This is a genomic window from Burkholderia sp. 9779_493, from assembly GCF_015712215.1.
Classification (GTDB): Bacteria; Pseudomonadota; Gammaproteobacteria; order Burkholderiales; family Burkholderiaceae; genus Burkholderia; species Burkholderia cenocepacia.
The window spans coordinates 76,474-99,163 of the sequence record NZ_JACCQA010000023.1; the positions used below are offsets into that span (position 1 = coordinate 76,474).

General features: G+C 66.2%; 19 protein-coding genes and 2 pseudogenes. 13 read left to right on the forward strand and 8 right to left on the reverse strand.

Annotated features, from left to right (window positions below; all coding sequences use genetic code 11):
* Nucleotides 1-220: 220 nt before the first annotated feature.
* From H0X95_RS23185 to H0X95_RS23195, 3 genes are all read right to left on the reverse strand, one after another.
* Entirely contained in the window at nucleotides 221-1,030 is an 810-nt protein-coding gene (locus H0X95_RS23185) for a TlpA family protein disulfide reductase (protein ID WP_058902647.1), read from the reverse strand.
* Nucleotides 1,031-1,608: 578 nt separating this feature from the next.
* Entirely contained in the window at nucleotides 1,609-2,199 is a 591-nt protein-coding gene (locus H0X95_RS23190) for a DUF4410 domain-containing protein (protein ID WP_059720993.1), read from the reverse strand.
* A 221-nt stretch (nucleotides 2,200-2,420) separates the two neighbouring features.
* Nucleotides 2,421-3,425 (reverse strand): hypothetical protein, encoded by a 1,005-nt coding sequence (locus H0X95_RS23195; protein WP_059720992.1) that lies wholly within the window; start codon nucleotides 3,423-3,425, stop codon nucleotides 2,421-2,423.
* 183 nt (nucleotides 3,426-3,608) lie between these two features.
* Here H0X95_RS23195 and H0X95_RS23200 point away from each other — a divergent pair.
* The 3 genes and pseudogenes from H0X95_RS23200 (at nucleotide 3,609) to H0X95_RS23210 (ending at nucleotide 5,123) form a co-directional block, all read left to right on the forward strand.
* Nucleotides 3,609-3,859, forward strand: a pseudogene (locus H0X95_RS23200) (type II toxin-antitoxin system Phd/YefM family antitoxin).
* Nucleotides 3,859-4,278, forward strand: coding sequence for a type II toxin-antitoxin system VapC family toxin (locus H0X95_RS23205; RefSeq protein WP_006488311.1), 420 nt, complete (start codon nucleotides 3,859-3,861; stop codon nucleotides 4,276-4,278). Before H0X95_RS23200 ends, H0X95_RS23205 begins: the two are co-directional and overlap by 1 nt.
* Before the next feature lie 119 nt (nucleotides 4,279-4,397).
* Nucleotides 4,398-5,123 carry a class I SAM-dependent methyltransferase gene (locus tag H0X95_RS23210; RefSeq protein ID WP_059720991.1) on the forward strand — a complete coding sequence of 242 codons (726 nt, stop codon included), beginning with the start codon at nucleotides 4,398-4,400 and terminating at the stop codon, nucleotides 5,121-5,123.
* Nucleotides 5,124-5,285: 162 nt separating this feature from the next.
* On the opposite strand, the gene H0X95_RS23215 is transcribed toward H0X95_RS23210, so the two are convergent.
* Together H0X95_RS23215 and H0X95_RS23220 are read right to left on the reverse strand one after the other, a co-directional pair.
* The gene (locus tag H0X95_RS23215) at nucleotides 5,286-5,750 is read right to left on the reverse strand and encodes a hypothetical protein (protein ID WP_012493077.1); all 465 of its coding nucleotides are present in this window, start codon (nucleotides 5,748-5,750) and stop codon (nucleotides 5,286-5,288) included.
* Between the two features lie 78 nt (nucleotides 5,751-5,828).
* Nucleotides 5,829-6,230, reverse strand: a complete 402-nt coding sequence (locus H0X95_RS23220; RefSeq protein WP_077021669.1) for a hypothetical protein — start codon at nucleotides 6,228-6,230, stop codon at nucleotides 5,829-5,831.
* Nucleotides 6,231-6,397: 167 nt separating this feature from the next.
* On the opposite strand from H0X95_RS23220, the gene H0X95_RS23225 reads away from it, so the two are divergent.
* Nucleotides 6,398-6,721, forward strand: a complete 324-nt coding sequence (locus H0X95_RS23225) for a helix-turn-helix domain-containing protein (protein ID WP_227743184.1) — start codon at nucleotides 6,398-6,400, stop codon at nucleotides 6,719-6,721.
* Nucleotides 6,722-6,994: 273 nt separating this feature from the next.
* On the opposite strand, the pseudogene H0X95_RS23230 reads toward H0X95_RS23225, so the two are convergent.
* Nucleotides 6,995-7,469: pseudogene (locus H0X95_RS23230) on the reverse strand (GNAT family N-acetyltransferase).
* 234 nt (nucleotides 7,470-7,703) lie between these two features.
* Here H0X95_RS23230 and H0X95_RS23235 point away from each other — a divergent pair.
* Entirely contained in the window at nucleotides 7,704-9,368 is a 1,665-nt protein-coding gene (locus H0X95_RS23235; RefSeq protein ID WP_196446229.1) for an ABC transporter ATP-binding protein, read from the forward strand.
* Nucleotides 9,369-9,386: 18 nt separating this feature from the next.
* Here H0X95_RS23235 and H0X95_RS23240 read toward each other — a convergent pair whose 3' ends face one another.
* Complete coding sequence (locus H0X95_RS23240; RefSeq protein WP_174388417.1) at nucleotides 9,387-10,424, reverse strand: aldo/keto reductase; 1,038 nt, start codon at nucleotides 10,422-10,424, stop codon at nucleotides 9,387-9,389.
* A 127-nt stretch (nucleotides 10,425-10,551) separates the two neighbouring features.
* Here H0X95_RS23240 and H0X95_RS23245 point away from each other — a divergent pair, with 127 nt between their 5' ends.
* The 3 genes from H0X95_RS23245 to H0X95_RS23255 all read left to right on the forward strand — a co-directional run bounded on the left by H0X95_RS23245 (nucleotide 10,552) and on the right by H0X95_RS23255 (nucleotide 13,282).
* Nucleotides 10,552-11,433, forward strand: a complete 882-nt coding sequence (locus H0X95_RS23245) for a LysR family transcriptional regulator (RefSeq protein WP_006494625.1) — start codon at nucleotides 10,552-10,554, stop codon at nucleotides 11,431-11,433.
* A 176-nt stretch (nucleotides 11,434-11,609) separates the two neighbouring features.
* Complete coding sequence (locus H0X95_RS23250) at nucleotides 11,610-11,909, forward strand: ArsR/SmtB family transcription factor (RefSeq protein ID WP_006488445.1); 300 nt, start codon at nucleotides 11,610-11,612, stop codon at nucleotides 11,907-11,909.
* 20 nt (nucleotides 11,910-11,929) lie between these two features.
* Nucleotides 11,930-13,282 (forward strand): pyridoxal phosphate-dependent decarboxylase family protein, encoded by a 1,353-nt coding sequence (locus H0X95_RS23255; RefSeq protein WP_059720987.1) that lies wholly within the window; start codon nucleotides 11,930-11,932, stop codon nucleotides 13,280-13,282.
* Between the two features lie 3 nt (nucleotides 13,283-13,285).
* Here H0X95_RS23255 and H0X95_RS23260 read toward each other — a convergent pair whose 3' ends face one another.
* Nucleotides 13,286-14,203 carry a LysR family transcriptional regulator gene (locus H0X95_RS23260; protein ID WP_006488454.1) on the reverse strand — a complete coding sequence of 306 codons (918 nt, stop codon included), beginning with the start codon at nucleotides 14,201-14,203 and terminating at the stop codon, nucleotides 13,286-13,288.
* A 144-nt stretch (nucleotides 14,204-14,347) separates the two neighbouring features.
* On the opposite strand from H0X95_RS23260, the gene H0X95_RS23265 reads away from it, so the two are divergent.
* The 5 genes from H0X95_RS23265 to H0X95_RS23285 all read left to right on the forward strand — a co-directional run bounded on the left by H0X95_RS23265 (nucleotide 14,348) and on the right by H0X95_RS23285 (nucleotide 22,674).
* On the forward strand, nucleotides 14,348-15,571 hold the full coding sequence (locus H0X95_RS23265; protein WP_059720986.1) for a Zn-dependent hydrolase: 1,224 nt from the start codon (nucleotides 14,348-14,350) through the stop codon (nucleotides 15,569-15,571).
* A gap of 123 nt (nucleotides 15,572-15,694) precedes the next feature.
* Nucleotides 15,695-16,162 carry a cupin domain-containing protein gene (locus H0X95_RS23270; RefSeq protein ID WP_059720985.1) on the forward strand — a complete coding sequence of 156 codons (468 nt, stop codon included), beginning with the start codon at nucleotides 15,695-15,697 and terminating at the stop codon, nucleotides 16,160-16,162.
* A 325-nt stretch (nucleotides 16,163-16,487) separates the two neighbouring features.
* Nucleotides 16,488-18,959, forward strand: coding sequence for a GH92 family glycosyl hydrolase (locus H0X95_RS23275; RefSeq protein ID WP_059720984.1), 2,472 nt, complete (start codon nucleotides 16,488-16,490; stop codon nucleotides 18,957-18,959).
* A gap of 65 nt (nucleotides 18,960-19,024) precedes the next feature.
* Entirely contained in the window at nucleotides 19,025-21,700 is a 2,676-nt protein-coding gene (locus H0X95_RS23280; protein ID WP_059720983.1) for a GH92 family glycosyl hydrolase, read from the forward strand.
* Between the two features lie 152 nt (nucleotides 21,701-21,852).
* Nucleotides 21,853-22,674 carry an SDR family NAD(P)-dependent oxidoreductase gene (locus H0X95_RS23285; RefSeq protein ID WP_034202882.1) on the forward strand — a complete coding sequence of 274 codons (822 nt, stop codon included), beginning with the start codon at nucleotides 21,853-21,855 and terminating at the stop codon, nucleotides 22,672-22,674.
* Nucleotides 22,675-22,690: the final 16 nt, after the last annotated feature.

Here is a 22,690-nt window from a genome sequence, read left to right on the forward strand (position 1 = left end):
CAGATTCCATATCGGCAATGCCCATCAGGCGGAGCGCGGCATACAGATACGGAGTGAAGGCATCCGTCTCCTGGCCGATGTGCAGGCCGTCGCGCGAGTTGGCCACGATCGCGCTGACACCTTCGACGAGGCTTATCGGATAGGTCTTCGTGTACCGATTTGTCGCGCTCGAAGCTCGGAAGTGATGAAGCGGCGTCGCTTCCCGATCCGCCGCCGGGCATTACTGTCCGAAGCGCTGCGTGACGGTGTCCTTCAGGCGCGCTGCAGTCAGCTCGCCCATGTGCGATTCGACGAGCTCGCCTTTCGCGTTGAAGAACAGCGTGGTCGGCAGTCCACGCGAGCCATACGCATGCATCGCGTGCAGCGACGGATCGAGCAGCACGTGATCGAAACGCAGGCTCTGCTGCTCGAGGAACGCACGCACGGCGTGCGCGTTTTCTCCCTGGTTGAGCATCAGCACCGTGATGCTCGGATGGTCGCGCTGCGCCTGTTCGAGGATCGGCATCTCGCGCCGGCACGGTGCGCACCACGTCGCCCACAGGTTCACGACGACCGGCTTGCCGACGAAGCCCGCCGGCATCACGGGCGTCGAATCGAGCGCCTGGAGCGGCATCGCGGCGAGCGGCGGCGCGCCCCGCTGCAACGTCGCCAGCGTACCTTGCGCTATGCCCCACGCGCCTAGGCCCGCGACGATGCCGGCTAGCACCGGCCGACGCAGCGCCGGCAGGCGGCGCAGGCGCCAGGCTGCGAACACCAGCGCGGCCGCGATACCGATGCGCGCGTCGAAGCCCCCATCGCCGAGCGCGACGATCGCGCGCGGCGACGCCGCATAGTCCGGCCACCATTGCGCGACATAAGCGACCCGCGCCGCAATCAATCCGAGCAACAGCACGTCGAGGATCAGGCTCGACGCGCTCTTGTGATGCCCATCAGGCGGACGGCGCTGGATGAGGTGCGCGACGAGCCACGCCAGCAGCGCGGCGACGGCTACCGCGACGACGCGGATCGAGAAGGGACCAATGCTCAGCATGCGATGGGAAAAATGGACGTGATCGAGCGGGACAGGAGCGCAGGTGGGCCGTCGCAGTGCTCAAGCCTTCGACGGTCGTGCGGCGTTTCGACCGGTTGGCGCGTATGGGGGTTCCCTCAGAGAACGTAACGGCGTATTGCGGGTCGCGATGAGTGCCCCGGGCAGCTCACGAGGGCGTGACGTTCACGCCAGCTTGCAGCGAATCAGACCAGTCTGATGGTCAACGGCATACCGTTCATCAACAATACGCAGACCGGTTTGGTGTGGTGTCCACCGGTATCCCGCCTAGGGATCTCTCCTTGCCGGCCGCTCCGCTCGCGAGCGGCCGCTTTTTTGCTGTCATGCGTGCGCGCGTGAATGCCTTGTGGCGGTCGGTGGGCGCGGCCGCACTCCGATGCATATCGGCTGATTTAACGGAATAGGACCGCTGCCAGATGCGAGCACCGGGCATTCACTCGCGCATTGCAGGACGCATGATGGTCGGTTCGTGACCGGCCAGGCAGTGCGTTGATGGCAGCACCGGGTCTGCCGCCATGGCCCGACGGGCCGCGCATCCGCGATCTGTCGGGCGGCGGGCCTTACAGCTTCTTCGACGCTGCCGGTGCCGCGTCGCCTTGCGTGGCCGCGGCCGTCGGATCGAGCGTCGCGAGCGTCTTCTCGGTGAATTTCTCATACAGCCAGTCCATGCGCATGCTGTCGATTCCGGCGATACCGCCGAGCGCATACGACGCCGACACCTTGAAGTGGTCGACCGGATGATTGTCGGCATCGGTGAACGTGACGGTGCCGTCGACGTAATCGCTGCCGGCCATGAAGCCGAACATGACGGCCGAGAAACTTGAGCGCACGCGAATGCCAGTGACTTTGACATTCAGGTGCATCGCATCCGTTGCATCCGCCTTGGCCAGCAGCTTGCGTGCGTCCAATGCGTGTTCGATTTTCTCCTGCAGTTTCTTTGCGTCGAACTTCAGGTTGTCTTTCAACGCTTCCTGCGCGGCATTGTCGAGCGTGACCGTCACGATCACGGGCTTCTTGCCGAATGGGGTCGTTGATGCGGTCACGGCGGCCCCGGCCGTATCGCTGGCGTCGCGCGTCACGCTGCTGGCGCAGCCCGACAGGAAGCCGATCGTCACGAATGCCAGAGCGGCATGGCGGATAAGAGATTTCATGATTTGGTCTTTGATTGAGGTTATTGGAATGGGCTCTGTGGCCGAGCGGGAATCTAGCACGGAGCGATTCCATTCAAATCGTCGAATAGATCGAAAATCGATGCGGTGTTTGGTCGACGCGGCGCGATTGCACCGAGGAATGGTCGAAATAATGGGCAGTGCGTGATGAACGGCGGTGGAGATCCGCTATAGCTTGCGCGGCGGCGTCTCTTGGCTCGCGGTTATTGGCCGTTGCCCGACACCGCTTCGCCCAATCGATACGCGGTAAAGAACTCGTACCACGGCGAGCCTTGCGTGACCGGCACACCGAGCGCCGTCGTGCGCTGTTTCAGCGCGCCGAATACATCGTCGATGAACGCCCTCTGCGCGCCGTCGCGGAACGGAACCGGTTGCGTCCGCCCGGCGGCGAATGCGCCATACGCGATCGCCAGCAGGCGGGCGCGGTCGTCGGTGCCCGCGATCGTCGCGTTGATCGTTTCGACGAAGCGCGACCGGTCTTCCGCGCGCGGCGCGGACAGGCACAGGTACACGATCGCCGAGAGTGCATGCCGGTCCTTCACCCGCAGCAGCGCGGGTAGCCGCGCAATGATCTGTTCCACCGGTTCGTCGCGCAGCGCATCGCCGAAGTCGAGCACGGCAGTCATCGGGTTCGTGTCGGCTTTCAGGCGGTCGAGTGCCGGTTGCGGGGCCGACGACGCGCCGTCCTGCATCCCCGCGGGCGCGGACCGCAACGCATCGGCCACCTGCTGCGTCCATTCCGGAAAGATCATCCGCACGTTGCCGAATTGCTCGCCGCCTTCCGCGGACGGATTCCACCGATAGACGATCGTGCCGCCGCGAATGAACGGCGAATACAGATGCTCGGCCGTTTGCGGTAGCGGCCGCCGGTTGATCGGCAGCCACGCGAGCGTGAGCCAGTCGTAGCGACCCGTCGCGGGCACCGCCGGGCTCGAACTCGCGACGACCTGCCACGTGCCGCGATTCGCATAGCGGCGGCGCGCGTCGGGTACCGGGACGGTCTGACCTTTCGCGGTGTCGAAATACGTCGTGCCGGTGACGTTCGCGCCGCTGTCTGCGGCCGGCGTGATGACGGAGATGACCCACGACGCGCCGTCCGCCGAACGGTAGTCGGACGGCCGCAGCGTCGCCACATCGTGCACCATACGTGTTTCCGCCGCGACGGGGCTCGGCGGGGCATCGGCGGGCACGGCATAGATACTCGGCATCGATTTTCCTCGGAATCGGTGCGCATCGTCGAGCGGAGGCGATGCGCGGCGGTGCGGATTGTTTCTCGTAACTGTAGGACGTTGCTACCGGCATCGCGAGGAATCCGCCGCACAGGGCGAGGAATGACACGGAATCATATATTGTAGTAACAAACCTACATATATGGTTTCCAGGAGTTCATTGTGACCATCACCACGCTCTCGAGTCGTGAACTCAACCAGGACGTGACCAAGGCAAAGAAGGCGACAAAGGACGGCCCCGTGTTCATTACCGATCGCGGCAGGCCGGCCCATGTGCTGCTGAGTTTCGAGGAATACCAGCGTCTCACCCGGCAGCGGCGCAACATTGCCGACGCGCTCGCCATGCCGGGTGTGAGGACATCGAGTTCGACCCGCCGCGCGCAAACGTCAAGATCAAGGAGGTCGATTTCTGATGATGTTCGTTCTCGATACCAATGTGGTTTGGGAACTCCGGAAGGTGCGGGCGGGCAAGGCGGACAGGAACGTGGCGGCCTGGTGTTCGACCGTCGATGCGCCGGTGCTGTTCGTCTCGGCCATCACGATCATGGAGCTGGAGACGGGCGTCTTGCAGGTCGGGCGCAGGGACGCGGAACAGGGGGCGCTTCTCAGGGCATGGCTCGACGGGCACGTCCTGCCCGAGTTCGCCGGGCGCGTGTTACCGGTCGATACTGCTGTCGCCCAACGATGCGCACGGCTTCATGTGCCGGACCGGCGATACGAGCGGGACGCGCTCATTGCTGCGTCGGCGATCGTGCATGGCATGACCGTCGTGACGCGCAACGTTGCCGATTTCGTTGAAACCGGTGTCGCGATTCTGAATCCGTGGGATTGAGTGAACCAATCGACTTGCTCCCGACGGAAAGCGGATTCCGCTTGCACGCAATCGCGTCGATGCGCTTCGGCTTACCATGCGCATCTTGGGCCTACGACGCAGACCGATCGGGAGCACGCATGACCGACACGAAAGCCATTACCGAACACTGGACGCGGGTCGCCGACCAATGGATTGGCTGGGCCGGCAAGCCGGGCCACGATGCGTTCTGGAAATATCGCGCGGGGCTCGCGGCCTACATCGGTCGCGGCACGGGCGTCGCGCTGGAGGTCGGCTGCGGCGAAGGCCGCGTGAGCCGTGAGTTGAAGGCGCTCGGTTACGACGTGACCGCGAGCGACGCGGTGCCCGCGATGCTCGATGCCGCGCGTCGTGCGGATTCCGCGCATCGCTATCGACTGGCGGACGCGGCCGCGCTGCCGTTCGACACGGCCAGCTTCGATCTCGTGATGGCGTACAACGTGCTGATGGATCTCGACGACATGCAGGGCGCCTTACACGAGGCGCGCCGCGTGCTGAAGCCGGACGGCACGCTGTTCATCTCGCTCGTGCATCCGTTCCGCGATCGCGGTAGCTTTGCCGGGCCACAGCCCGATGCGCCGTTCGTGCTGACGGGCAGCTATTTCGGGCGCGAGCATTTCGACGGAGTGGAAACACGCGACGGGCTGTCGATGCACTTCGCGGGCTGGTCGCTGCCGCTGCAGGCGTACATGGAGGCGCTGGAAGCGGCCGGGTTCGCGATCGTGTCGTTGCGCGAACCGCCGCCGGATCATGCCGATACGGATCAGTTGAAGCAGTGGGCGCGCGTGCCGCTGTTTCTGTGGATCAAGGCTCGGCCATTGCGTTGAGCGCGTGCGACTGATAGGCGACGCGGATGCTTCGTGCGATTTTCAATTCGAATGTGTGACCGACTCATCGCGCGCACCTATGCTGAACGAGCGCGAGTCGGCACCGTGCTTTCGCGCCTCGACATCTTATACTCGCAGCGTGTCCGCAACGCTGAACTTGCGTTACACAACCTGCTGATCGTCGCTGGTCTCGATCGAAACAGACAAGAACTGCTTGCCACGCGCTGGTGCACCCGCCGGTTCCAGTCGCAAGAGAAAATCGAAATATCGCTCCGGGAGCTTTCCAAGTTGTTCCTGGATCGCTGCCAGCTTGATGAGGCACTGGGCGTCCCAGTTCATTCCGACAACAAGCTCGCTCGTCACGCCGTTCCACTCGCTAAGTAGAATAGAGGCCGCACGAGCATGCTCTTCGGCGAAGCGTTCGATGCGTTGTTCGATGTAACGCGCATCGTCACGCATCAACGTACCCGAGATACACAATGAAACGGTATGCGCGACGGCGTCGTGTTTCACGTACACGCTGGCGATACCGCTCAGGTGCCGGGATACCCGATCGAGTTGTTCATCGTCCAAGTCGTCCTGGACGGACAGTGCGCCTGAGAGGCTGTACGGTGCGGGCTCTTCCATTGCGAACCTCCAGAGGTTGGGGGGAAATCAATGTCCCGATTGGGCCTAGAATTCCAGCTTTTAGCTAGGCTAGGCGGATTATCCGAGCGGAGCTGCCAGTACCTGAGTGTTTTGAGCATCAGAATGTGGCGGCGTAGACGTGTGATGCCGGACGTATTCTGTCGCCGGACCTTTCAACCGCTCGACATGTCGGCCCGGCGCGAGAGACATGAGAGATCGTTCCCCGAACCGTATGCGACTGAATACGGCGACGGTCCGGGCCCACTTCTGGGAGAATTCTTTCAATTTTCCTTCAATGGAGGTGACTTCTTGATCGGTAAGTGCACCGCGAAGGCGGATCATGACCGAATGCGTGACGGCGTCGGTGACGCAGTAGACGGTCGCGGAAGCGGGCAAGCTCTGCGCGAACTGCTGTGCGTGATTGCGTCGGAAGTGACCGACGACGGAGAGTGCGCCGCAGATTTCATAGGTGGAAGTCATAACGCCTCCTGTGAGAGAGCGACGGCATTGTCAGATGCATCTCGCTACCGTCGGTATCCGATCGACCATACCTGCCATGTTATGTATCAAATGAGCATATGTCAATAAAAATGAATCAACCGGATATATTTTCCGTACGCCTGAGGCTGGAGCGAAAGCGACTGGGGATGAACCAGACCGAATTCGCGGCGGCGGGAGGCGTTCAACAACATGCGCAGGTCAACTACGAAAAAGGGGCGAGGCTTCCGGACGTGAGTTATCTGGTGGGGATCGCGGACTTGGGTGTAGATGTCCAGTATTTGCTGACTGGCCGTACGTCCGACCCCGTAACTTTGGCGCTAACCAGCGACGAAGAACTGCTCCTCGCGGGCTTTCGAGAACTGAAGCTGCGAGAAAGGCGCGGGGTGCTGGCGCTCGTGGCTGCGATCAATGGTACGCCGACGGAACGACCGGGGACGGACAAGCCGTCGGATGAGACCGAGGGCGTTTGATTTCGTGGGACATGCGAGGAGCGTATAGCCGAAATTTGAGGCCGCAGAGCAGGGGAATGGCCGATCAACAGGATTAATCTGCCCCCATTATTGGCGACGAAAACTGAGACATCGAAATGGTGTCCCCGAGGATACAAAAATCCGGTGAAAGGACGAATTTGTATCCCGCGGGCTACCCGGGGTTGGGGGCCATGTCCCCCCGACGGTCGGGGTGCACGTGGCGGGTCGTCGATGCGTTGAATGAGAGTGAGTTGAATACCCGATCAACTGTACTCAGCGCGGAAGCATCTTTCTGTAAATCCTGCCGTTCGTGCCGCGCCGGTGTCGTCGGGCGCGCTGCGCTGTGTGATCCGTCGCGTGCGTCTGCCAGCCAGTGCACGTATTCGGCACGATGTCGGCGCGCGGCGTCGTACACCGCTTCGATCAGCGCGCGGCCGACACCTTTGCCGTGTTCGCTGTCGAGCGTGGACAGATCCTGCAGATAGCAGGACGGCCCGACGTGCGTCGTGCTGCGGTGGCGCAGGAATGCGCGAACCCGACCGGCCTGCCGTGACGCTCCGCGACCAGCGCGAACACCGGTTCGTAGCCGTCGAAGGAGCGCGACCACGTGAGCTGCGTGATGTGCGGCGGTAGCGTGGCGTCGAAGCGGCTATCGAAGAAGCGGTTGTGATCCCATTGCGGCAGCCATTGATCGTAGTCGTCTACTCCCAACCACGCGTACAGTCAGGCCGGTATCGGCAACGTTCATGTTCGTGAGCCTTTCGAGGAGGGAAGAGCGTTGCCGGCCAGACCGGTCGCGGGGCGCAACGACACGAGGGCAGGGGCACGATGGGGGGCCGCGGTGCTCGCGTTTTCTGATGTCACAGCGCAACTGCATGCGGCTACCGTCGTGCAGCCCGAACGGTGCGGTGGGCTTTCTTTCAGTCTGCTAGACTTTTTGGCCGCCTGTCGCCATCCGGGCCGCGCCCCGGTCCATTGCGCCATGAACGAACACCACGCACCGAATCCGATCACCGAGGTGCTGCGCGCCTACTGGAAGGCCGATCGCTGGATGTTACTGACGGTTGCGGCCGTCGTCGTGCTGTCGAGTGCCACCGCCGTTGCCGCTCCGTATCTGTTCTCGCGCCTGATCGACGCGCTGTCGCATCGCGGCGCGATGCACGCGCTCATGGCGGGCTTCGTTGTCTACGCGGTGCTGCTGGGCCTGTCCAGCGCGCTGCAACGCGTCGTGCAGTACCTCGCCTTCATGACGTCCGGGAATCTGGGATTCATCACCAGCACGCGCTTTTTCGAGCGCGTCCTGAAGAAGACCACGGCGTTCTTCGTCGAACACAATCCCGCCGAAATCCAGAGCGCGAACACGCGCGGCAGCCGCGCGCTGGCGGTGCTCGTGCAGCTTGCGCTGATGGATTTGATCCCCGGCACGCTCCAGATCGTCTTCACCCTCGTCACGCTCGGCACACTGATCAATCCCCAAGTGGCGGCCATCACCGCGGCCTATGGCGCGATCGCGGTGACGATCGCGATGGTTTCGGCGCGGCGCTCGCGGGTGTACCTCGATCGCGCGATCGAGGCCGGGCAGGACAATGCGCGGTTCGTCGGCGGTGCGATCAACGCGATGGAAACGCTCCGGCATTTCGGCAGCCACCGCTGGATGAGTGAGCGTTTCGCGGAGAAGGCGCGCACCGAGCGCGACAACTGGCGCGCCTACGTGATGCAGCACGTAGGTTTTCTTGCGCTGCTGGGGCTCGGCCTCGCAGTCCAGTTCTCGGTGACGTTCTGGCTGCTGTTGCCGCATCATGCGGCCGGCGCGCTGTCGATTGGCGAGATCGTGCTGTTCAACACGCTGCTGCTGCAACTGAACCTGCCGTTCGACATGCTCGCGCGCTCGATCGACGAGAGTGTGCGCTCCCGCGCCGCACTCGTGCCGTTCACCGCGCTCTGGACGGCGCCCGAGGAGCGGCAGGTGTCGCACGCGTCGGCGTTCGTGCCGCGCGAAGGGCGCATCGTGTTCGAGCGCGTCGGCTATGCATACGGCAACGGGCGCGGCGTGCGCGACGTCGATTTCGTGGCCGAGCGCGGCGGCATCACGTTCATCGTCGGCGAAACCGGCGCGGGGAAGTCCACTGTCTTCAGGCTGGCGTTGAAGTCGATCGAGCCGACCGCCGGACGCATTCTCGTCGACGGTGTCGATCTCGCGACGATCGACCGTGCCGACTGGTACGGCGCGGTGGCCGTCGTGCCGCAGGACGTCGTGCTGCTGAACGAAAGCCTGGAGGACAACATCCTGCTCGGCCGGCCACGCGATGCGCGGCGTTTGCGCGACGCGGCCGCGAAGGCCACGATCCTGCCGTTCATCGAGGGCTTGCCGGACGGGCTTCGCACGACGGTCGGCGAGCGCGGGCTGAAACTGTCCGGCGGCGAGCGTCAGCGCATCGCAATCTCCCGCGCGCTGTACGGCGATCCGACCGTGCTGTTTCTCGACGAGGCGAGTTCCGCGCTCGACGAAGCCACCGAGCGCGACATCATGGAGCACGTGCGGCTACTGGCGCGCGACGTCACGGTGATCGCGATCACGCACCGGCGCTCGGTCATCGGACCGACCGACAAGGTCGTGCGGCTTGGCACGGCCCGCGTGCCGGCCTGATGCCCGTACCTCCACGACTTACCCGCGCATCGGCGGATTGAGCCGCGCGAACGCCGCTTGCCGGCGATACGGGAAGTACGGATACGGCGCTTCCACCGCGCTCGCCGCGTCCAGCTTCGCGACCTGCGCATCGGTCAGCGTCCAGCCGACCGCGCCGAGGTTCTGCCGCAACTGTTCCTCGTTGCGCGCGCCGACGATCACCGACGACACGGTCGGCCGCTGCAGCAGCCAGTTCAATGCGATTTGCGGCACCGTCTTGCCGGTTTCCTCCGCGATCGCATCGAGCGCATCGACCACGTCGTACAGGCGCGCGTCGTCGACCGGCGGCCCGTAGCTGGCCGTTTCATGCAGCCGGCTGCCTTCGGGCAGCGGCGCATTGCGCCGGATCTTGCCGGTGAGCCGCCCCCAGCCGAGCGGGCTCCACACCAGCGCGCCGAGGCCCTGGTCCGCGCCGAGCGGCATCAGGTCCCATTCGTAGTCGCGGCCGACGAGTGAGTAGTACACCTGGTTCGCCACGTAGCGCGACCAGCCATGCCGGTCGGCCGCCGCGAGAGACTTCATGATCTGCCAGCCGGCGAAATTCGACACGCCGATGTAGCGCAGCTTGCCCGCGCGCACGAGATCGTCGAGCGTCGACATCACTTCCTCGACCGGCGTGCCGGCGTCGAATGCGTGCAGTTGCAGCAGGTCGATGTAGTCGGTGTCGAGCCGGCGCAGCGCGTCGTCGACGGCGCGCACCAGCCGTGCGCGCGACGTGCCGGCGTCGTTCGGGCCGTCGCCGGTCGGCAGGCCCGTCTTGGTCGAGATCAGCACCTGATCGCGGCGCCCCTTGAGCGCGGCGCCGAGCACCCGCTCGGACGCGCCGTCGGAATACACGTCGGCCGTGTCGAACAGGTTGACGCCGGCGTCGAGGCAGATGTCGATCAGGCGGCGCGCTTCGTCGACGCCGGTATTGCCCCATGCACTGAACAGCGGACCGGTGCCGCCGAAGGTGCCGGCGCCGAAGCTCAGCACGGGGACCTGGAGGCCGGAGCGGCCGAGCGTGCGGTATTCCATCTGCGTTTCCTTTCGTCGTATGGGCGCGGCGCGGCCGCGGATCGATCGTCAGGCGATCAATGTACCGTTTGCGCCTTTCCCGGATAATCCAGGAGATGGCGAAAATATCCTTCGGAAGGAGCGAATAATGCTGCTCGACAACCTCGCGCTGTTCCTGCGCATCGTGGAGAAGGGCGGGCTGGCCGCCGCGGGTCGCGAGGTCGGTCTGTCGCCGGCCACGGTGTCCGAGCGGCTGACGGCGCTCGAGCGTCACTACGGCGCGGCGCTGCTCACGCGCACGACGCGCGCGATCAGCCTGACCGACGAGGGCCGCACGCTGGTGGACGGCGCGCGACGCCTGCTGGCCGAGGCCGACGAACTCGAAAGCCGCGTGCGGCTGGGCGTGCAGACGCTGTCGGGGCCGGTGCGGCTCAGTGCGCCGGCCGATCTCGGGCGCGAGCGCGTCGTGCCCGTCGTCGACGCATTCCTGGCCGACCATCCGGGCGTGACGGTCGACCTGCATCTCGGCGACGGGTATGTCGACCTCGTCGGGCAGGGGCTCGATTTCGCGATCCGCCGCGGCACGCTGGCCGACAGTTCGTTGCGCAGCCGTTCGCTCGGCCGTGCGCGGCGCGTGGTGTGCGCGTCGCCCGCGTATCTCGCCGCACATGGCACGCCAATGCATCCGGACGAACTCGCCGCGCACGACTGCATCGTGATGCGCTTCGGCCAGGAGCTGTATGCCGAATGGCCGTTCGGCATCGACGGCGTATTGAAGCGCGTGGTGGTGCGTGGCCGGCGCGTCGCCAACGACGGCGCGCTCGTGCGCGCGTGGTGCATCGCGGGGCACGGCATCGCGCTGAAGTCGCTGGTCGACGTCGAGCGCGATCTGGCGTCGGGCGCGCTCGTCGAGATCCTTCGAGACTTCTCGCCGGGCGAAGTCGATCTGCAGATCGTCTATCCGGGGCGTGCGGCGCAGCCGCGGCGTGTGCGGGCGTTGATCGACAGGCTGGCACAGGCGCTGGCCTGAAGCACGTTGCCTGACGCGCTTCGAGCGGTTGAAGCGGCGATCTCGCTGCGATCACATCGAATGTGCGCCGGTGCATGCCGGCGAACGTCGTCATGCGTCGAAATCCCCCTTCGACTGCATTGCCCACATTTCGTCATTTAGCTAATATTCAAAACGTTAAACGAATCCGCACCCCCATGGACGACGTCACCCGCCTCAGCGCGCTCGCCAACGAAAGCCGTCTGGCCGTGATGCGCTGGCTCAGGCAACCGCGCAAGCATTTCCCGCCGCAGCCGCATGGTGACGTCGACGAGCTCGGCGTGTGCTGCACGTACATCACCGAGAAGCTCGGCATCGCGCCGGCCACGACCACGCGCCACATGCGCATCCTCGCGGATGCCGGGCTCGTGCAGGCGACCCGCGTCGGCAAGTTCACGTACTACAAGCGGATCGACGGCGCGCTGCAGCGGCTCGGCCGCGATCTCTCGCAACTCTGACCCTGACCGAGGCAACCGACATGGACGAACTTTCCCTGCTGGCCGACGCCGACCGGCGCGCGCACGCGTATCTGGCTGCAACGAACGAGCGGCGCGCGTTTCCCGACGCGGCCGCACTCGCCGGCCTCGCCGCATTCGACGAGCCGCTGCCCGATGCAGGCCGCCCGGCCGACGACGTGCTGCGCCTGCTCGACGAGCACGGCACGCCCGCGACGGTCGCATCGAACGGCCCGAACTACTTCGGCTTCGTGATCGGCGCGACGCTGCCGGCCGCGGCGGCGGCCGAGCGGCTGATGCTCGCGTGGGACCAGTGCGCGTCGTCGTATGCGAATTCGCCGGTGGCCGCGACGCTCGAGCGCCAGGCCGCGCGCTGGGTCGTCGATGCGCTCGGGTTGCCCGAAGGCAGCGCGGTCGGCTTCGGCACGAGCGCGACGGCCTGCACGCTCGTCGCGCTGGTGGCCGCGCGGCGCGCGCTGCTGGCGCGCAAGGGCTGGGATATCGACGAGGACGGGCTGATCGGCGCGCCGGAAGTGAAAGTCGTGATCTCCGCGCTCGCGCACATCACGGTGAAGAAGGCGCTGCGCGTGCTCGGCTTCGGGATGAAGCGCATCGTCGTCGCGCCGGTCGATACGCACGGCCGGATCGACCCGGCGCAGTTGCCGCCGCTCGACGACATGACCATTTTCTGCGTGCAGGCGGGCGAAGTGAACACCGGCGAATTCGATCCGTTCGCGGCGTTGATTCCGCCCGCGAAGGCGGCCGGCGCGTGGGTGCACGTCGACGGCGCGTTCGGCCTGTGGGCGCGCGCGTCGTCGAAGCGCGCGCTGACGGACGGCATCGACGGCGCGGACAGCTGGACGACCGACGGTCACAAATGGCTCAACACGCCGTACGACGGCGCGATGGTGATCTGTCGCGACGCGGCCGCGCTCGCCACCGCGATGAACAGCGACGCCGTCTACCTGAGCGGCGCGCACGATGCGCAGAAGAACCTGAACCTCGAATTCTCACGCCGCGCGCGCGGCATTCCCGTGTGGGCCGCACTGCGTTCGCTCGGCCGCGCCGGCGTCGCGACGATGGTCGAGCGACATTGCGCGCAGGCAGCGCGGGTCGCTGACGGCCTGCGTGCGGCCGGCTACGACGTGCTGAACCGCGTCGTGCTGAACCAGGTGCTCGTGCGCGCCGGTACCGACGAGGAAACGGCGGCGATCCTCGAAGCCGCGCAGGCGTCGGGCGACGTGTGGTTCGGCGCGACCGTGTGGCAAGGGCGGCCGGCGTTCCGGATCAGCGTGTCGTCGTGGCGCACCGAGGACGCGCACATCGATCGTCTCGTTGCGTTGCTGACGAAGCTGCGCGGCGTGCACGTGGGTTGAGCGTCACGCGTCGTCCGCGGCCGACACGGTTGCGGACGCACCCTTCAGGCACTCGATGAAGTGCAGTGCGGCCGGCGTCAGCAACGCATGCCGCCGCATCACGATCGCGACCGTCAGCGCCGGCATCGGCTCGGCGAGATTCAACGCGACGATCCCGCGCGACTGGCGTTCGACCTCGGCGAGCGGTCGCGCGAACACGCCGAGCGCCTCCGTCTGCGACACGAGCCCGAGCGTCGCGGCAAACGATGGGCAGTGCACCACGCGTTTCGGTACGTCGAGGCCGAACGGCATGAAGATCGAGCGGATCAGGTCGTCGCCGCCTTCGCCGTAGCGCGGCACGCACCAGTGCGCATCGACGAGCTCGCGCAACGAGCGGGCCCGCGCGAGCCGATGCCGGCTTCGCGCGACGACCGCGAACGCCGTGCGGAACAATGGAATGCTCGCGAATTCGTCCGGGTCCGGCAGCGCGTTCGACAGTTGGTGCGTGACGATGAAGTCGAGCGAGCCGTCGCGCAGCCGCGCGAGGTCCGTCGCGGTCAGTGCATCGTCGACGTTCAGCGTCGCGCCGGGCAGGTCGCGCGTGAAGGCCGCGAACGCGCGCGGCAGGATCGTCAACGCGACGGTCGGGCTGACCGCGATCGATACCGAGCCGGTCGTGCCCAGCCGCAACTGCTCGATCTCGTCGCGCGTGCGCTGGATCTCCTCGACGATCAGCCGCGCGCGAATCGCGAATGCGCTGCCGTAATCGGTCAGCGCGATCCCCTTGACGCTGCGCACGACGAGCGGCACGCCCAGCTCGTGTTCGAGCTCGCGCACGATGCCGCTGACGGCCGGCTGCGTGACGCCGAGCGCACGCGCCGCACCGCGAATGGTGCGATGCTCGGCGACCGCGAGAAACGCATCGAGTTGCTTGAGCTTCATGGGCGATCGATCCAGTGAGAAAGAAAGCACGGGGGTCCGGGTGGGACGCCGGGTGACAAGTAAAAATTATCGTCCACAACGAAATCTTGGATTTTTCTTATGGGGTCGAGTGTATATGCTCGGTGCTTTTCAGGAGCGGCGACGATGATGCGCGTGAACCAGCAGAGACTGTGGGATTCGCTGATGGAGATGGCGACGATCGGCGCGACCGCGCACGGCGGCAGTTGCCGGCTCGCGCTGAGTGACGACGATGCGCAAGGCCGGCGCCGCTTCATCGCATGGTGCGAGGCCGCGGGCTGCGAGATCCGCATCGATCCGATCGGCAACGTGTTCGCGCGCCGGCCCGGCACGCAGCCCGGCTTGCCGGCCGTGATGTGCGGCAGCCATCTCGACACCCAACCGCTCGGCGGCCGCTTCGACGGCGTCTATGGCGTGCTCGCGGGCCTCGAGGCGATCCGCACGCTGAACGAGCACGGCATCGCGACGCGGCACCCGATCGACGTCGTCGCGTGGACCAATGAGGAGGGCTCGCGCTTCACGCCGGGCATGATGGGCTCGGCCGTCTATGCAGGCGCGCTCGATCTCGACTACGCCCTGGCGCGCCCGTGCATGCAGACGGGCGTGCTGCTGCGCGACGAACTCGAACGCACCGGTTTCGCCGGTCCCGCGCGCGAGCGACAGATGCCGAAAGCGTATTTCGAAGCGCATATCGAGCAGGGGCCGGTGCTGGAGCAGGCCGGCTTGCCGATCGGCGTCGTGACGGGGGTGCAGGGCATTTACGAGCTCGACGTCACGGTGACCGGCTTCGAGTCGCATGCGGGCACGACGCCGATGAGCGTGCGCCGCGACGCGATGGGCGTGGCGGCCGCGATGATCGCCGCGATCGTCGAGCACGGCCATGCGTTCGATGCCGATGCGCGCGTGACCGTCGGCCATGTCGCGTGCCAGCCGAATTCACCGAGCACGATACCGGGCAAGGTGCGCTTCAGCGTCGACGTGCGCCACCCGTCGCGGCCGGCGCTGCAGCAACTCGTCGCCGATATCGAGGCGATCTGCATGGAGCGCACCGCGCTGCGTGGCACGCGCGTGCAGGTGCAGACGATCGCCGAATACGCGCCGGTGGTGTTCGATGCGGACTGCGTCGCGCGCGTGCGGCAGGCGACGGTCGCCGCCGGCTATCCATACCTGGAGATGTGCAGCGGCGCGGGGCACGACGCGGTGAACCTGTCATACGTCGCGCCTTCCGCGATGGTGTTCGTGCCGTGCAAGGCCGGGCTCAGCCACAACGAAGCGGAAGATGCCGATCCGGTGCACCTCGCGCAAGGCGCGTCGGTGCTGGCGAACCTGCTGGCCGATTGCGCGCGTTGACTGCGTCGCCGGGTGCGGTTCGGCGCGCGCCCTTGCCAGCGTGAAAATGTCGGACAATGGCCGCTGCGCGCGCCGCGCTGGCGCCGTGCGTTCAACCGAAGCATTCACGCTTGCGAGATCCCCATGTCGACCCCCTTTCCCCGGGAACTGCTGAAGGCCGCCGATATCGCGAAGATGGAACCGACGCGCGCGGTGCATTCGCTCAATCCCAATGCCGTTCGTCTCAAGCGCCCGCTCAGCGACCTGACCGGGCTGACCCAATTCGGCGTTCACCTGCTCACGCTGATGCCCGGTCACGAATCGGCCGAATATCACCGCCACCTGTACGAAGAGGAATTCGTGTACGTGCTGTCCGGCACCGGCGCGGTGACGATCGGCGAGCACGCCAGCGAAATCGGGCCCGGCGATTTCATCGGCTTTCCGCGCGGCGGTGACGCGCATACGGTGCAGAACACCGGCGATGCGCCGCTGGAGCTGCTCGTCGGCGGCCAGCGGCTCGAGCACGACGTGTGCGAATACCCGCGCATCGGCAAGCGGCTTTATATTGCGGGCGAGCTCGAGGAGTATGTCGATCTGCCGAAACAGCCGTAATGGTGAATTGCATTCGCCGTGACGGATTCCGTATAAAAATCGAATCAATCGCCTTTTGTTTAGATAAACAAAATAAAAATTCGTAAAAACACGGGGTAGAGAAAACGCGTTTATTTGGGCACGCTGGTGCCCATTGTCCGTTTCTGGGCGCCGGTATTTCGATAGGTCGGCGCAGCTTTTTCGGATACCAGAATGCGGAAATAAATACGCGCCCGGCATTTTCGACCGATTGCGCGGGTGCGCGACAAGTCACGAAAAGATTCCTGATCTAAAGCTCAGTAGTTCGAACCAACGGCTTGATTCAAGAACGAAACGGAGACAGGCGATGTCGAGGAACTGGGGGTTGGGAACGGCGCTGCTGGCGCTGTGCGTGGCCGTGGCTTCTTGCGGCGGCGATGGCGATTCGCCGTCGGCCGTGGCGGCGAACATGTCGACGTCCGCGCAGTCGCAGGGCAATGAGAACGGCAACGGCGGCAACGACAACAGCAACGGCAACGAAAGCGGCAACGGCAACGAAGCGGCAAGGAAAAACGCCGACATCCGCGTCGTCCAGTACGTCAACCCGCTGATCGGCACCGACTATGCGACCGACCAGCCGGCCGACCCGGTCGGCTCGGGTCTCGGCGGCGGCACGTTCCCCGGGCCGACGGTGCCGTTCGGGATGATGCAGTGGAGCCCGATGACGCCCACCGCGCAATACGACGGGCGCAAGGGCGACGGCTCCGGTTTCTCCGGCGGCTACTGGTACGGCGACACGTCGATCAACGCATTCAGCATCCTGCATCTGAGCGGCACCGGCTGCTGGGCGAACGGCGGCTACCTGAACGTGATGCCGCAGCTCGCGCCCGGCGACGCCGGCACGCCGGCCACGTTCGATCACGCGAACGAAACCGCGCAGGCCGGCTATTACGGCGTCACGCTCGGCAACGGCATCAAGGCCGAGCTGACGACGACGTTGCGCACCGGCTTCGCGCGCTTCACGTACCCGGCGCTCGCGCAGGGCCAGCAGGCGACGATCGCGATCGATCCGACCGTGCTGAACAACCGCGCGCAAGGCACGACGAGTGACACGGTCAGCCAGGTCGGCGACCGCGCGCTGTCGGGCACGATCGCGGGCGGCGGATTCTGCTGGGCCGGACATGCGGTGCCCGTCTACTACTACGCGGAATTCAGCCAGCCGTTCGCGGCGAAGCCGGCGCTGTCGAACAACCGCCCCGTCACGCTGACCTTCAACGTCGACAGCAAGCATCCGGACGTGATGATGAAGCTCGGCATCTCGTTCGTCAGCGAAGCGAACGCGAAGGCGAACCTGCGTGCGGAGAATCCGGCAACGGATGCGCAAGGCGAACAGAACTGGCGTTTCGACAAGGTGCGCCGCGCGGCGAGCGCCGCATGGAACGCCCGCCTGAACGCGATCCAGGTCGCGGGCGGCAGCGATGCCGACAAGACCAAGTTCTATACCGCGCTGTATCACGCGTCGCTGCATCCGAACGTGTTCAACGACGTGAACGGCCAGTATCCGGATTTCTACGCGTCGAACAGCGCATCGACCGCGCCGACGCGTCAGGTCGAAAACGGCCGCACGATGTACGCGAATTTCTCCGGCTGGGACATCGACCGTTCGTTCATCCAGTTGCAGGCGCTGCTCGATCCGGTGCGCACCAGCGACATCGTGCAGTCGCTCGTGCTCGATGCGAAGGCCTGCGGCGCGTTCCCGCGCTGGGCGTACTTCAATACGGAGACGGCCGTGATGCCCGGCGATGCGGGCTCGATCATCACGGCGAACGCGTATGCGTTCGGCGCGACGCACTTCGATACGCAGGCCGCGCTGGCGATCATGAAGGCCAGCACCGCGCCGGGTGCCGCGTGCGCGGGCACGCCGGTGATGGGCAGCCGCGCGGACTACGACCGGCTCGGCTACGTGCCCGCATCGGGCAGCGGCGACAACCAGACCGCGTCGAACACGCTCGAATACGCGGTGCGCGATTTCGCGGTGTCGCGCTTCGCGACGGCGCTTGGCGACACGGCGACGGCCGGCGCGCTGCTGAAGTCGAGCGGCAACTGGCAACACCTGTTCGATCGCGGCGCGATCCGGCCGAAGACGTCGGCCGGCGCGTGGGTCACCGACGGGTCGGGCTTCATGGAAGGCAATGCCGAGCAATACACGTGGTACGTGCCGCACGATCTCGCCGGCGTGATCGCGCAGGCGGGCGGCGCCGCGCCGGTCGTCAAGCGGCTCGACACGTTCTTCACGCATCTGAACATCGGCACCGAGCAGCCGTATTTCTACGTCGGCAACGAAGTGACGATGGCCGTGCCGTGGGTCTACGCGTGGGCCGGCGCGCCGTCGCATACGCAGCGCGTGCTGCACGCGTCGCTCGCCAACGCGTTTGGCCCCGGCGCGGCGGGGCTGCCCGGCAACGACGATCTCGGCGCACTGTCCGGCTGGTACGTGTGGGCCGCGCTCGGTCTCTACCCGGTCGTGCCGGGCGTGAGCGGCGTCGCGCTGTCGAGCCCGCAGTTCGAGGCGATCACGGTGCGCGTCGGGCAGCAGGACGGCAGCTACCGGCTGCTGCACATCGCCGCGCCGGGCGCGGGTTCGGGCGACAGCGCGTCGTTCTACGTGAAGTCGCTGAAGCTGAACGGCACGTCGTGGCCCGCCGCGTGGCTGCCGCTCGAGCACATCGCGAAGGGCGGGAAGCTGACGTATGCGATGACGGCGGATGCGAGCGCCGCGACGTGGGGCGCCGATGCATCCGCGATGCCGTCGTTCCCGCGGGCGGCGGGCGCGCAATAGGGCGGGAGGATCGAAGAGCGGGTCTTGCCGACAGGATCGACGCAGAGAGAGGGAGGGACGAACGGATGAAGCTACGTCACGTGGTGGGTATCGGATGCCTTGCCGTGTTGTCGGGGTGCGGGGGCGATCAGGGGGCGACGGATGCAAGCGTGCTCGCGCAGATGTCGAACGCACCGGGCAACCAGAACGATCAAGGCAACCAGAACGACCAGGGCGATCAGAACGATCAGGGGGTAAACGGCGCGCACAAGCGATCGGTGCTGCGCAGCGTCGATCCGATGATCGGCACGGCCAACCTCGACATCAACGCGGACTGGAGCAGCGGCGTGCGCGGCCACGGCCACGTGTATCCGGGCGCGACCGTGCCGTTCGGCATGGTGCAGCTCGGGCCGGACACGACCGGCGGCGCGCATACGCTGCCGTGGAACTGGGATCGCACGTCCGGCTACCAGTACGACGATCCGTTCATTACCGGCTTCACGCATACGCACCTGTCGGGGACCGGCATCGGCTCGGGCGGCGAAGTGCGGTTCCTGCCGACGCTCGCGCCGGTCGATACCGCGACGCTGGCCAAGGTCGCCGCCGATGCATCGATCACCTACGACGCGTCGTTCAGCCACGACGACGAAACCGCGAGCCCCGGCTACTACCGCGTGAAGCTGGCGCCGGTCGGCAGTGGCAACACGCCGTGGAACGTGCAGGGCGCGAAGATTCTCGCGGAAATGACGGCGACCACGCACGCGGGCGTGCATCGCTACACGTACTTCCCGAGCGCGGCGACGCAGAAACGCAGCATGATCGTGAGCATCGACAACCCGATCGGCGGCTCGACCGCGAGCGGCAAGATCCAGGTCGTCGACGCGCGGACGATCGCCGGCTGGCAGTTCACCAACAACTGGGCGAACAACAAGCCGACGTATTTCGTCGCGCGGTTCTCGAAGCCGTTCGATACGCAGCACGTCGCGTTCAGCGCGGACGGCTTCAAGGCGTACCTGACGTTCGCCGACGGCGGCGACGGCGGCGCGGTCACGGTGAAGGTCGGCATCTCGCCGTCGAGCATCGCGGATGCGCAGGCCAATCTCGCGTCGGAAGTCGGCGCGAAGTCGTTCGACCAAGTGCGCGGCGCGGCGGAGCGCGTGTGGAGCGCCGCGCTCGACCGGGTCCGGATCAAGGGCGGCAGCGCCGACCAGCGGACGATGTTCTACACGTCGCTGTACCGCACGATGCTCGCGCCGACGGTCTACAACAACGCGGACGGCAGCTACGTCGGCATGGATTCGTCGAACGACGGCACGACGTCGCCGCCGACCACCAGCAAGCATGCGAACCCGGGCTTCGACTATTCGTCGACGTTCTCGCTGTGGGACACGTTCCGCGCCGAGGCGCCGCTGATGACGCTGGTGCAGCCCGAGCGCGTCGACGGCTGGGTCAAGTCGCTGCTGACGCAGTTCGCGCAGAACGGCAAGGGCGAGCTGCCGGTGTGGCCGCTGGCGCAAACGGAAACATTCACGATGGCCGGCCACCCGTCGATTCCGATGATCGCGGATGCGTACCTGAAGCACCTGACGAGCGCGGGCATCGACGACATTTGGACCGCGTTGACGACCACGCAGCGCGCGAGCGCGCACGGCTTCGACCAGTATCGCCAGCGCGGCTACGTCTATGCGGGCGACAACGCGTCGGTGTCGACCACGCAGGACTATGCGTTCGACGACTGGGCGACGGCCGCGGTCGGCAAGGCGGCCGGCAAGAGCACGGCCGACTACCAGCCTTATCTGACGCGCAGCCAGAACTACCGGAACGTGTTCAACCCGGCGCCGAACAACGGCTGGAAGTTCTCGCAGCCGAAGGACGCGCAGGGCAACTGGGTCGCGGGCTTCGATCCGACGGCCGCCGAGAAGACCGACTTCTCCGAATCGAATTCATGGGTCGACACGTGGAACATCTTCCACGACTTCCCGGGGTTGATCACGCTGCTCGGCGGCACAAGCCAGTTCATCGCGCAGCTCGACCGCACGTTCGATCCGGCCAACCCGCTGACCTTCCAGTACAACCAGGGCTTCCCGGACCTGACCGGCCGCAGCGGCCAGTTCTTCGCGGGCAACGAACCGGCGAACCACCTGCCGTACCTGTACGACGTCGCCGGCATGCCGTCGAAGACGCAGGACCGCGTGCGCACGGTGATGGACGACATGTACTCGCTGACGCTCACAGCCGGCGATCGTGCATTGCTGAGCGGCGCCAGCCTGAAGGCCGCGCTGAACGATCCGCGGCGCGTGCGCGATGCGGCAATTCCCGGCAACGACGACTGCGGCCAGTTGTCCGCGTGGTACGTGCTGTCCGCGCTCGGCATCTATTCGCTGAATCCGGTGGGCGGCGTGTTCTATTTCGGTACGCCGCTGTTCGAGCAGGCGTCGATCGACATCCCGATGGCATCAGGCAGCGGCACCGGCGGCGCGTTGAAGTTCGGCGGTGCGCGACGCTTCACGATCACCGCGCATACGGCGTCGGGCGCCGCACCGTCGTCGGTCAATCGCTACGTGCAGTCGGTCAGCCTGAACGGCGCGCCGCTGCATCGGCCGTACATCACCTATGACGAGATCAAGGCCGGCGGCAGGCTCGATTTCGTGATGGGCTCGACCCCGAACGATGCGTGGGTCGGCCAGTGGAACGGCCAGGACCCGAACAGCGCGCTGGCGCCGTCGCTGCTGGCGGCCGGCGGCACGACCCGCGCGCAGTAGCAGCGCGCGCCGTCAACGCGCGCCGCCGGCGACGCTGCCCGACTCACCGGGCAGCGCGCGCGGCGGGCACGAAGGGGCCGGATCGATTGCGCCTCGATCCTGTGCCTCGTCGCGCTTATGATGCGGGAACGCCACTGACTGGGTTCCACGCCATGGACGCGCCGCTGCCGCCGATGTCTGCCCCGATTGCCGAAACGGCACCTGAAACCGAAACCGCCGGCGAGCCGCGCGCGGCGCGCCTGCACCGGCCGGTCGCGCTCGTCACCGGCTCGACGTCGGGGATCGGCGCGGCCGTCGCGCGGCGTCTCGCGGCCGACGGCTACGCGGTGATCCTGCATTCGCGTCGCTCGGCCGAGACCGGGCGTGCGATGGCGCGCGAACTCGGCGCGGCTTACGTGCAGGCCGATCTCGCCGACGATGCCGAGCGCGTGAGATTGATTCGCGACGCGCTCGCCGTGCACGGGCGGCTCGACGTGCTCGTCAACAACGCGGGCGTCAGCCGCGTGATCGCGCATGACGACCTCGCGGCCGCCACGTCCGACGTGTGGCGCGAGATGCACGAAATCAACGTGATCGCGCCGTTCCGGCTGGTGGCCGAAGCGGAGGCCGCGCTGCGCGAGTCGGCGTCGCGCGGGCGGGCCGGATGTGTGGTGAACGTCAGCTCGCATGCCGGCGTGCGGCCGAAGGGCGCGTCGATTCCGTATGCGGCCGCGAAGGCCGCGCTCAATCACACGACACGGCTGCTCGCCCGCACGCTCGCGCCGGCGATTCGCGTCAACGCGGTCGCGCCGGGGCTCGTCGATACGCCGCTGACCGCCGACTGGACGGACGCGCAGCAGCTCTGGCGCGAGCGCGCGCCGATGCGTCGCGCGGCGACGCCGGACGATATCGCGCAGACGGTCGCGATGCTCGTCGCGTCCGATTACGTGACGGGCGAGATCGTGATGCTCGACGGCGGGTTGAACCTGACTTGATGGGGTGACGGGCGAC

Coding starts and splice junctions, on each gene's coding strand:
- H0X95_RS23185 (WP_058902647.1), bottom strand. CDS start 1,030: ATGCTGAGCATTGGTCCCTTCTCGATCCGCGTCGTCGCGGTAGCCGTC.
- H0X95_RS23190 (WP_059720993.1), bottom strand. CDS start 2,199: ATGAAATCTCTTATCCGCCATGCCGCTCTGGCATTCGTGACGATCGGC.
- H0X95_RS23195 (WP_059720992.1), bottom strand. CDS start 3,425: ATGCCGAGTATCTATGCCGTGCCCGCCGATGCCCCGCCGAGCCCCGTC.
- H0X95_RS23205 (WP_006488311.1), top strand. CDS start 3,859: ATGATGTTCGTTCTCGATACCAATGTGGTTTGGGAACTCCGGAAGGTG.
- H0X95_RS23210 (WP_059720991.1), top strand. CDS start 4,398: ATGACCGACACGAAAGCCATTACCGAACACTGGACGCGGGTCGCCGAC.
- H0X95_RS23215 (WP_012493077.1), bottom strand. CDS start 5,750: ATGGAAGAGCCCGCACCGTACAGCCTCTCAGGCGCACTGTCCGTCCAG.
- H0X95_RS23220 (WP_077021669.1), bottom strand. CDS start 6,230: ATGACTTCCACCTATGAAATCTGCGGCGCACTCTCCGTCGTCGGTCAC.
- H0X95_RS23225 (WP_227743184.1), top strand. CDS start 6,398: ATGAACCAGACCGAATTCGCGGCGGCGGGAGGCGTTCAACAACATGCG.
- H0X95_RS23235 (WP_196446229.1), top strand. CDS start 7,704: ATGAACGAACACCACGCACCGAATCCGATCACCGAGGTGCTGCGCGCC.
- H0X95_RS23240 (WP_174388417.1), bottom strand. CDS start 10,424: ATGGAATACCGCACGCTCGGCCGCTCCGGCCTCCAGGTCCCCGTGCTG.
- H0X95_RS23245 (WP_006494625.1), top strand. CDS start 10,552: ATGCTGCTCGACAACCTCGCGCTGTTCCTGCGCATCGTGGAGAAGGGC.
- H0X95_RS23250 (WP_006488445.1), top strand. CDS start 11,610: ATGGACGACGTCACCCGCCTCAGCGCGCTCGCCAACGAAAGCCGTCTG.
- H0X95_RS23255 (WP_059720987.1), top strand. CDS start 11,930: ATGGACGAACTTTCCCTGCTGGCCGACGCCGACCGGCGCGCGCACGCG.
- H0X95_RS23260 (WP_006488454.1), bottom strand. CDS start 14,203: ATGAAGCTCAAGCAACTCGATGCGTTTCTCGCGGTCGCCGAGCATCGC.
- H0X95_RS23265 (WP_059720986.1), top strand. CDS start 14,348: ATGATGCGCGTGAACCAGCAGAGACTGTGGGATTCGCTGATGGAGATG.
- H0X95_RS23270 (WP_059720985.1), top strand. CDS start 15,695: ATGTCGACCCCCTTTCCCCGGGAACTGCTGAAGGCCGCCGATATCGCG.
- H0X95_RS23275 (WP_059720984.1), top strand. CDS start 16,488: ATGTCGAGGAACTGGGGGTTGGGAACGGCGCTGCTGGCGCTGTGCGTG.
- H0X95_RS23280 (WP_059720983.1), top strand. CDS start 19,025: ATGAAGCTACGTCACGTGGTGGGTATCGGATGCCTTGCCGTGTTGTCG.
- H0X95_RS23285 (WP_034202882.1), top strand. CDS start 21,853: ATGGACGCGCCGCTGCCGCCGATGTCTGCCCCGATTGCCGAAACGGCA.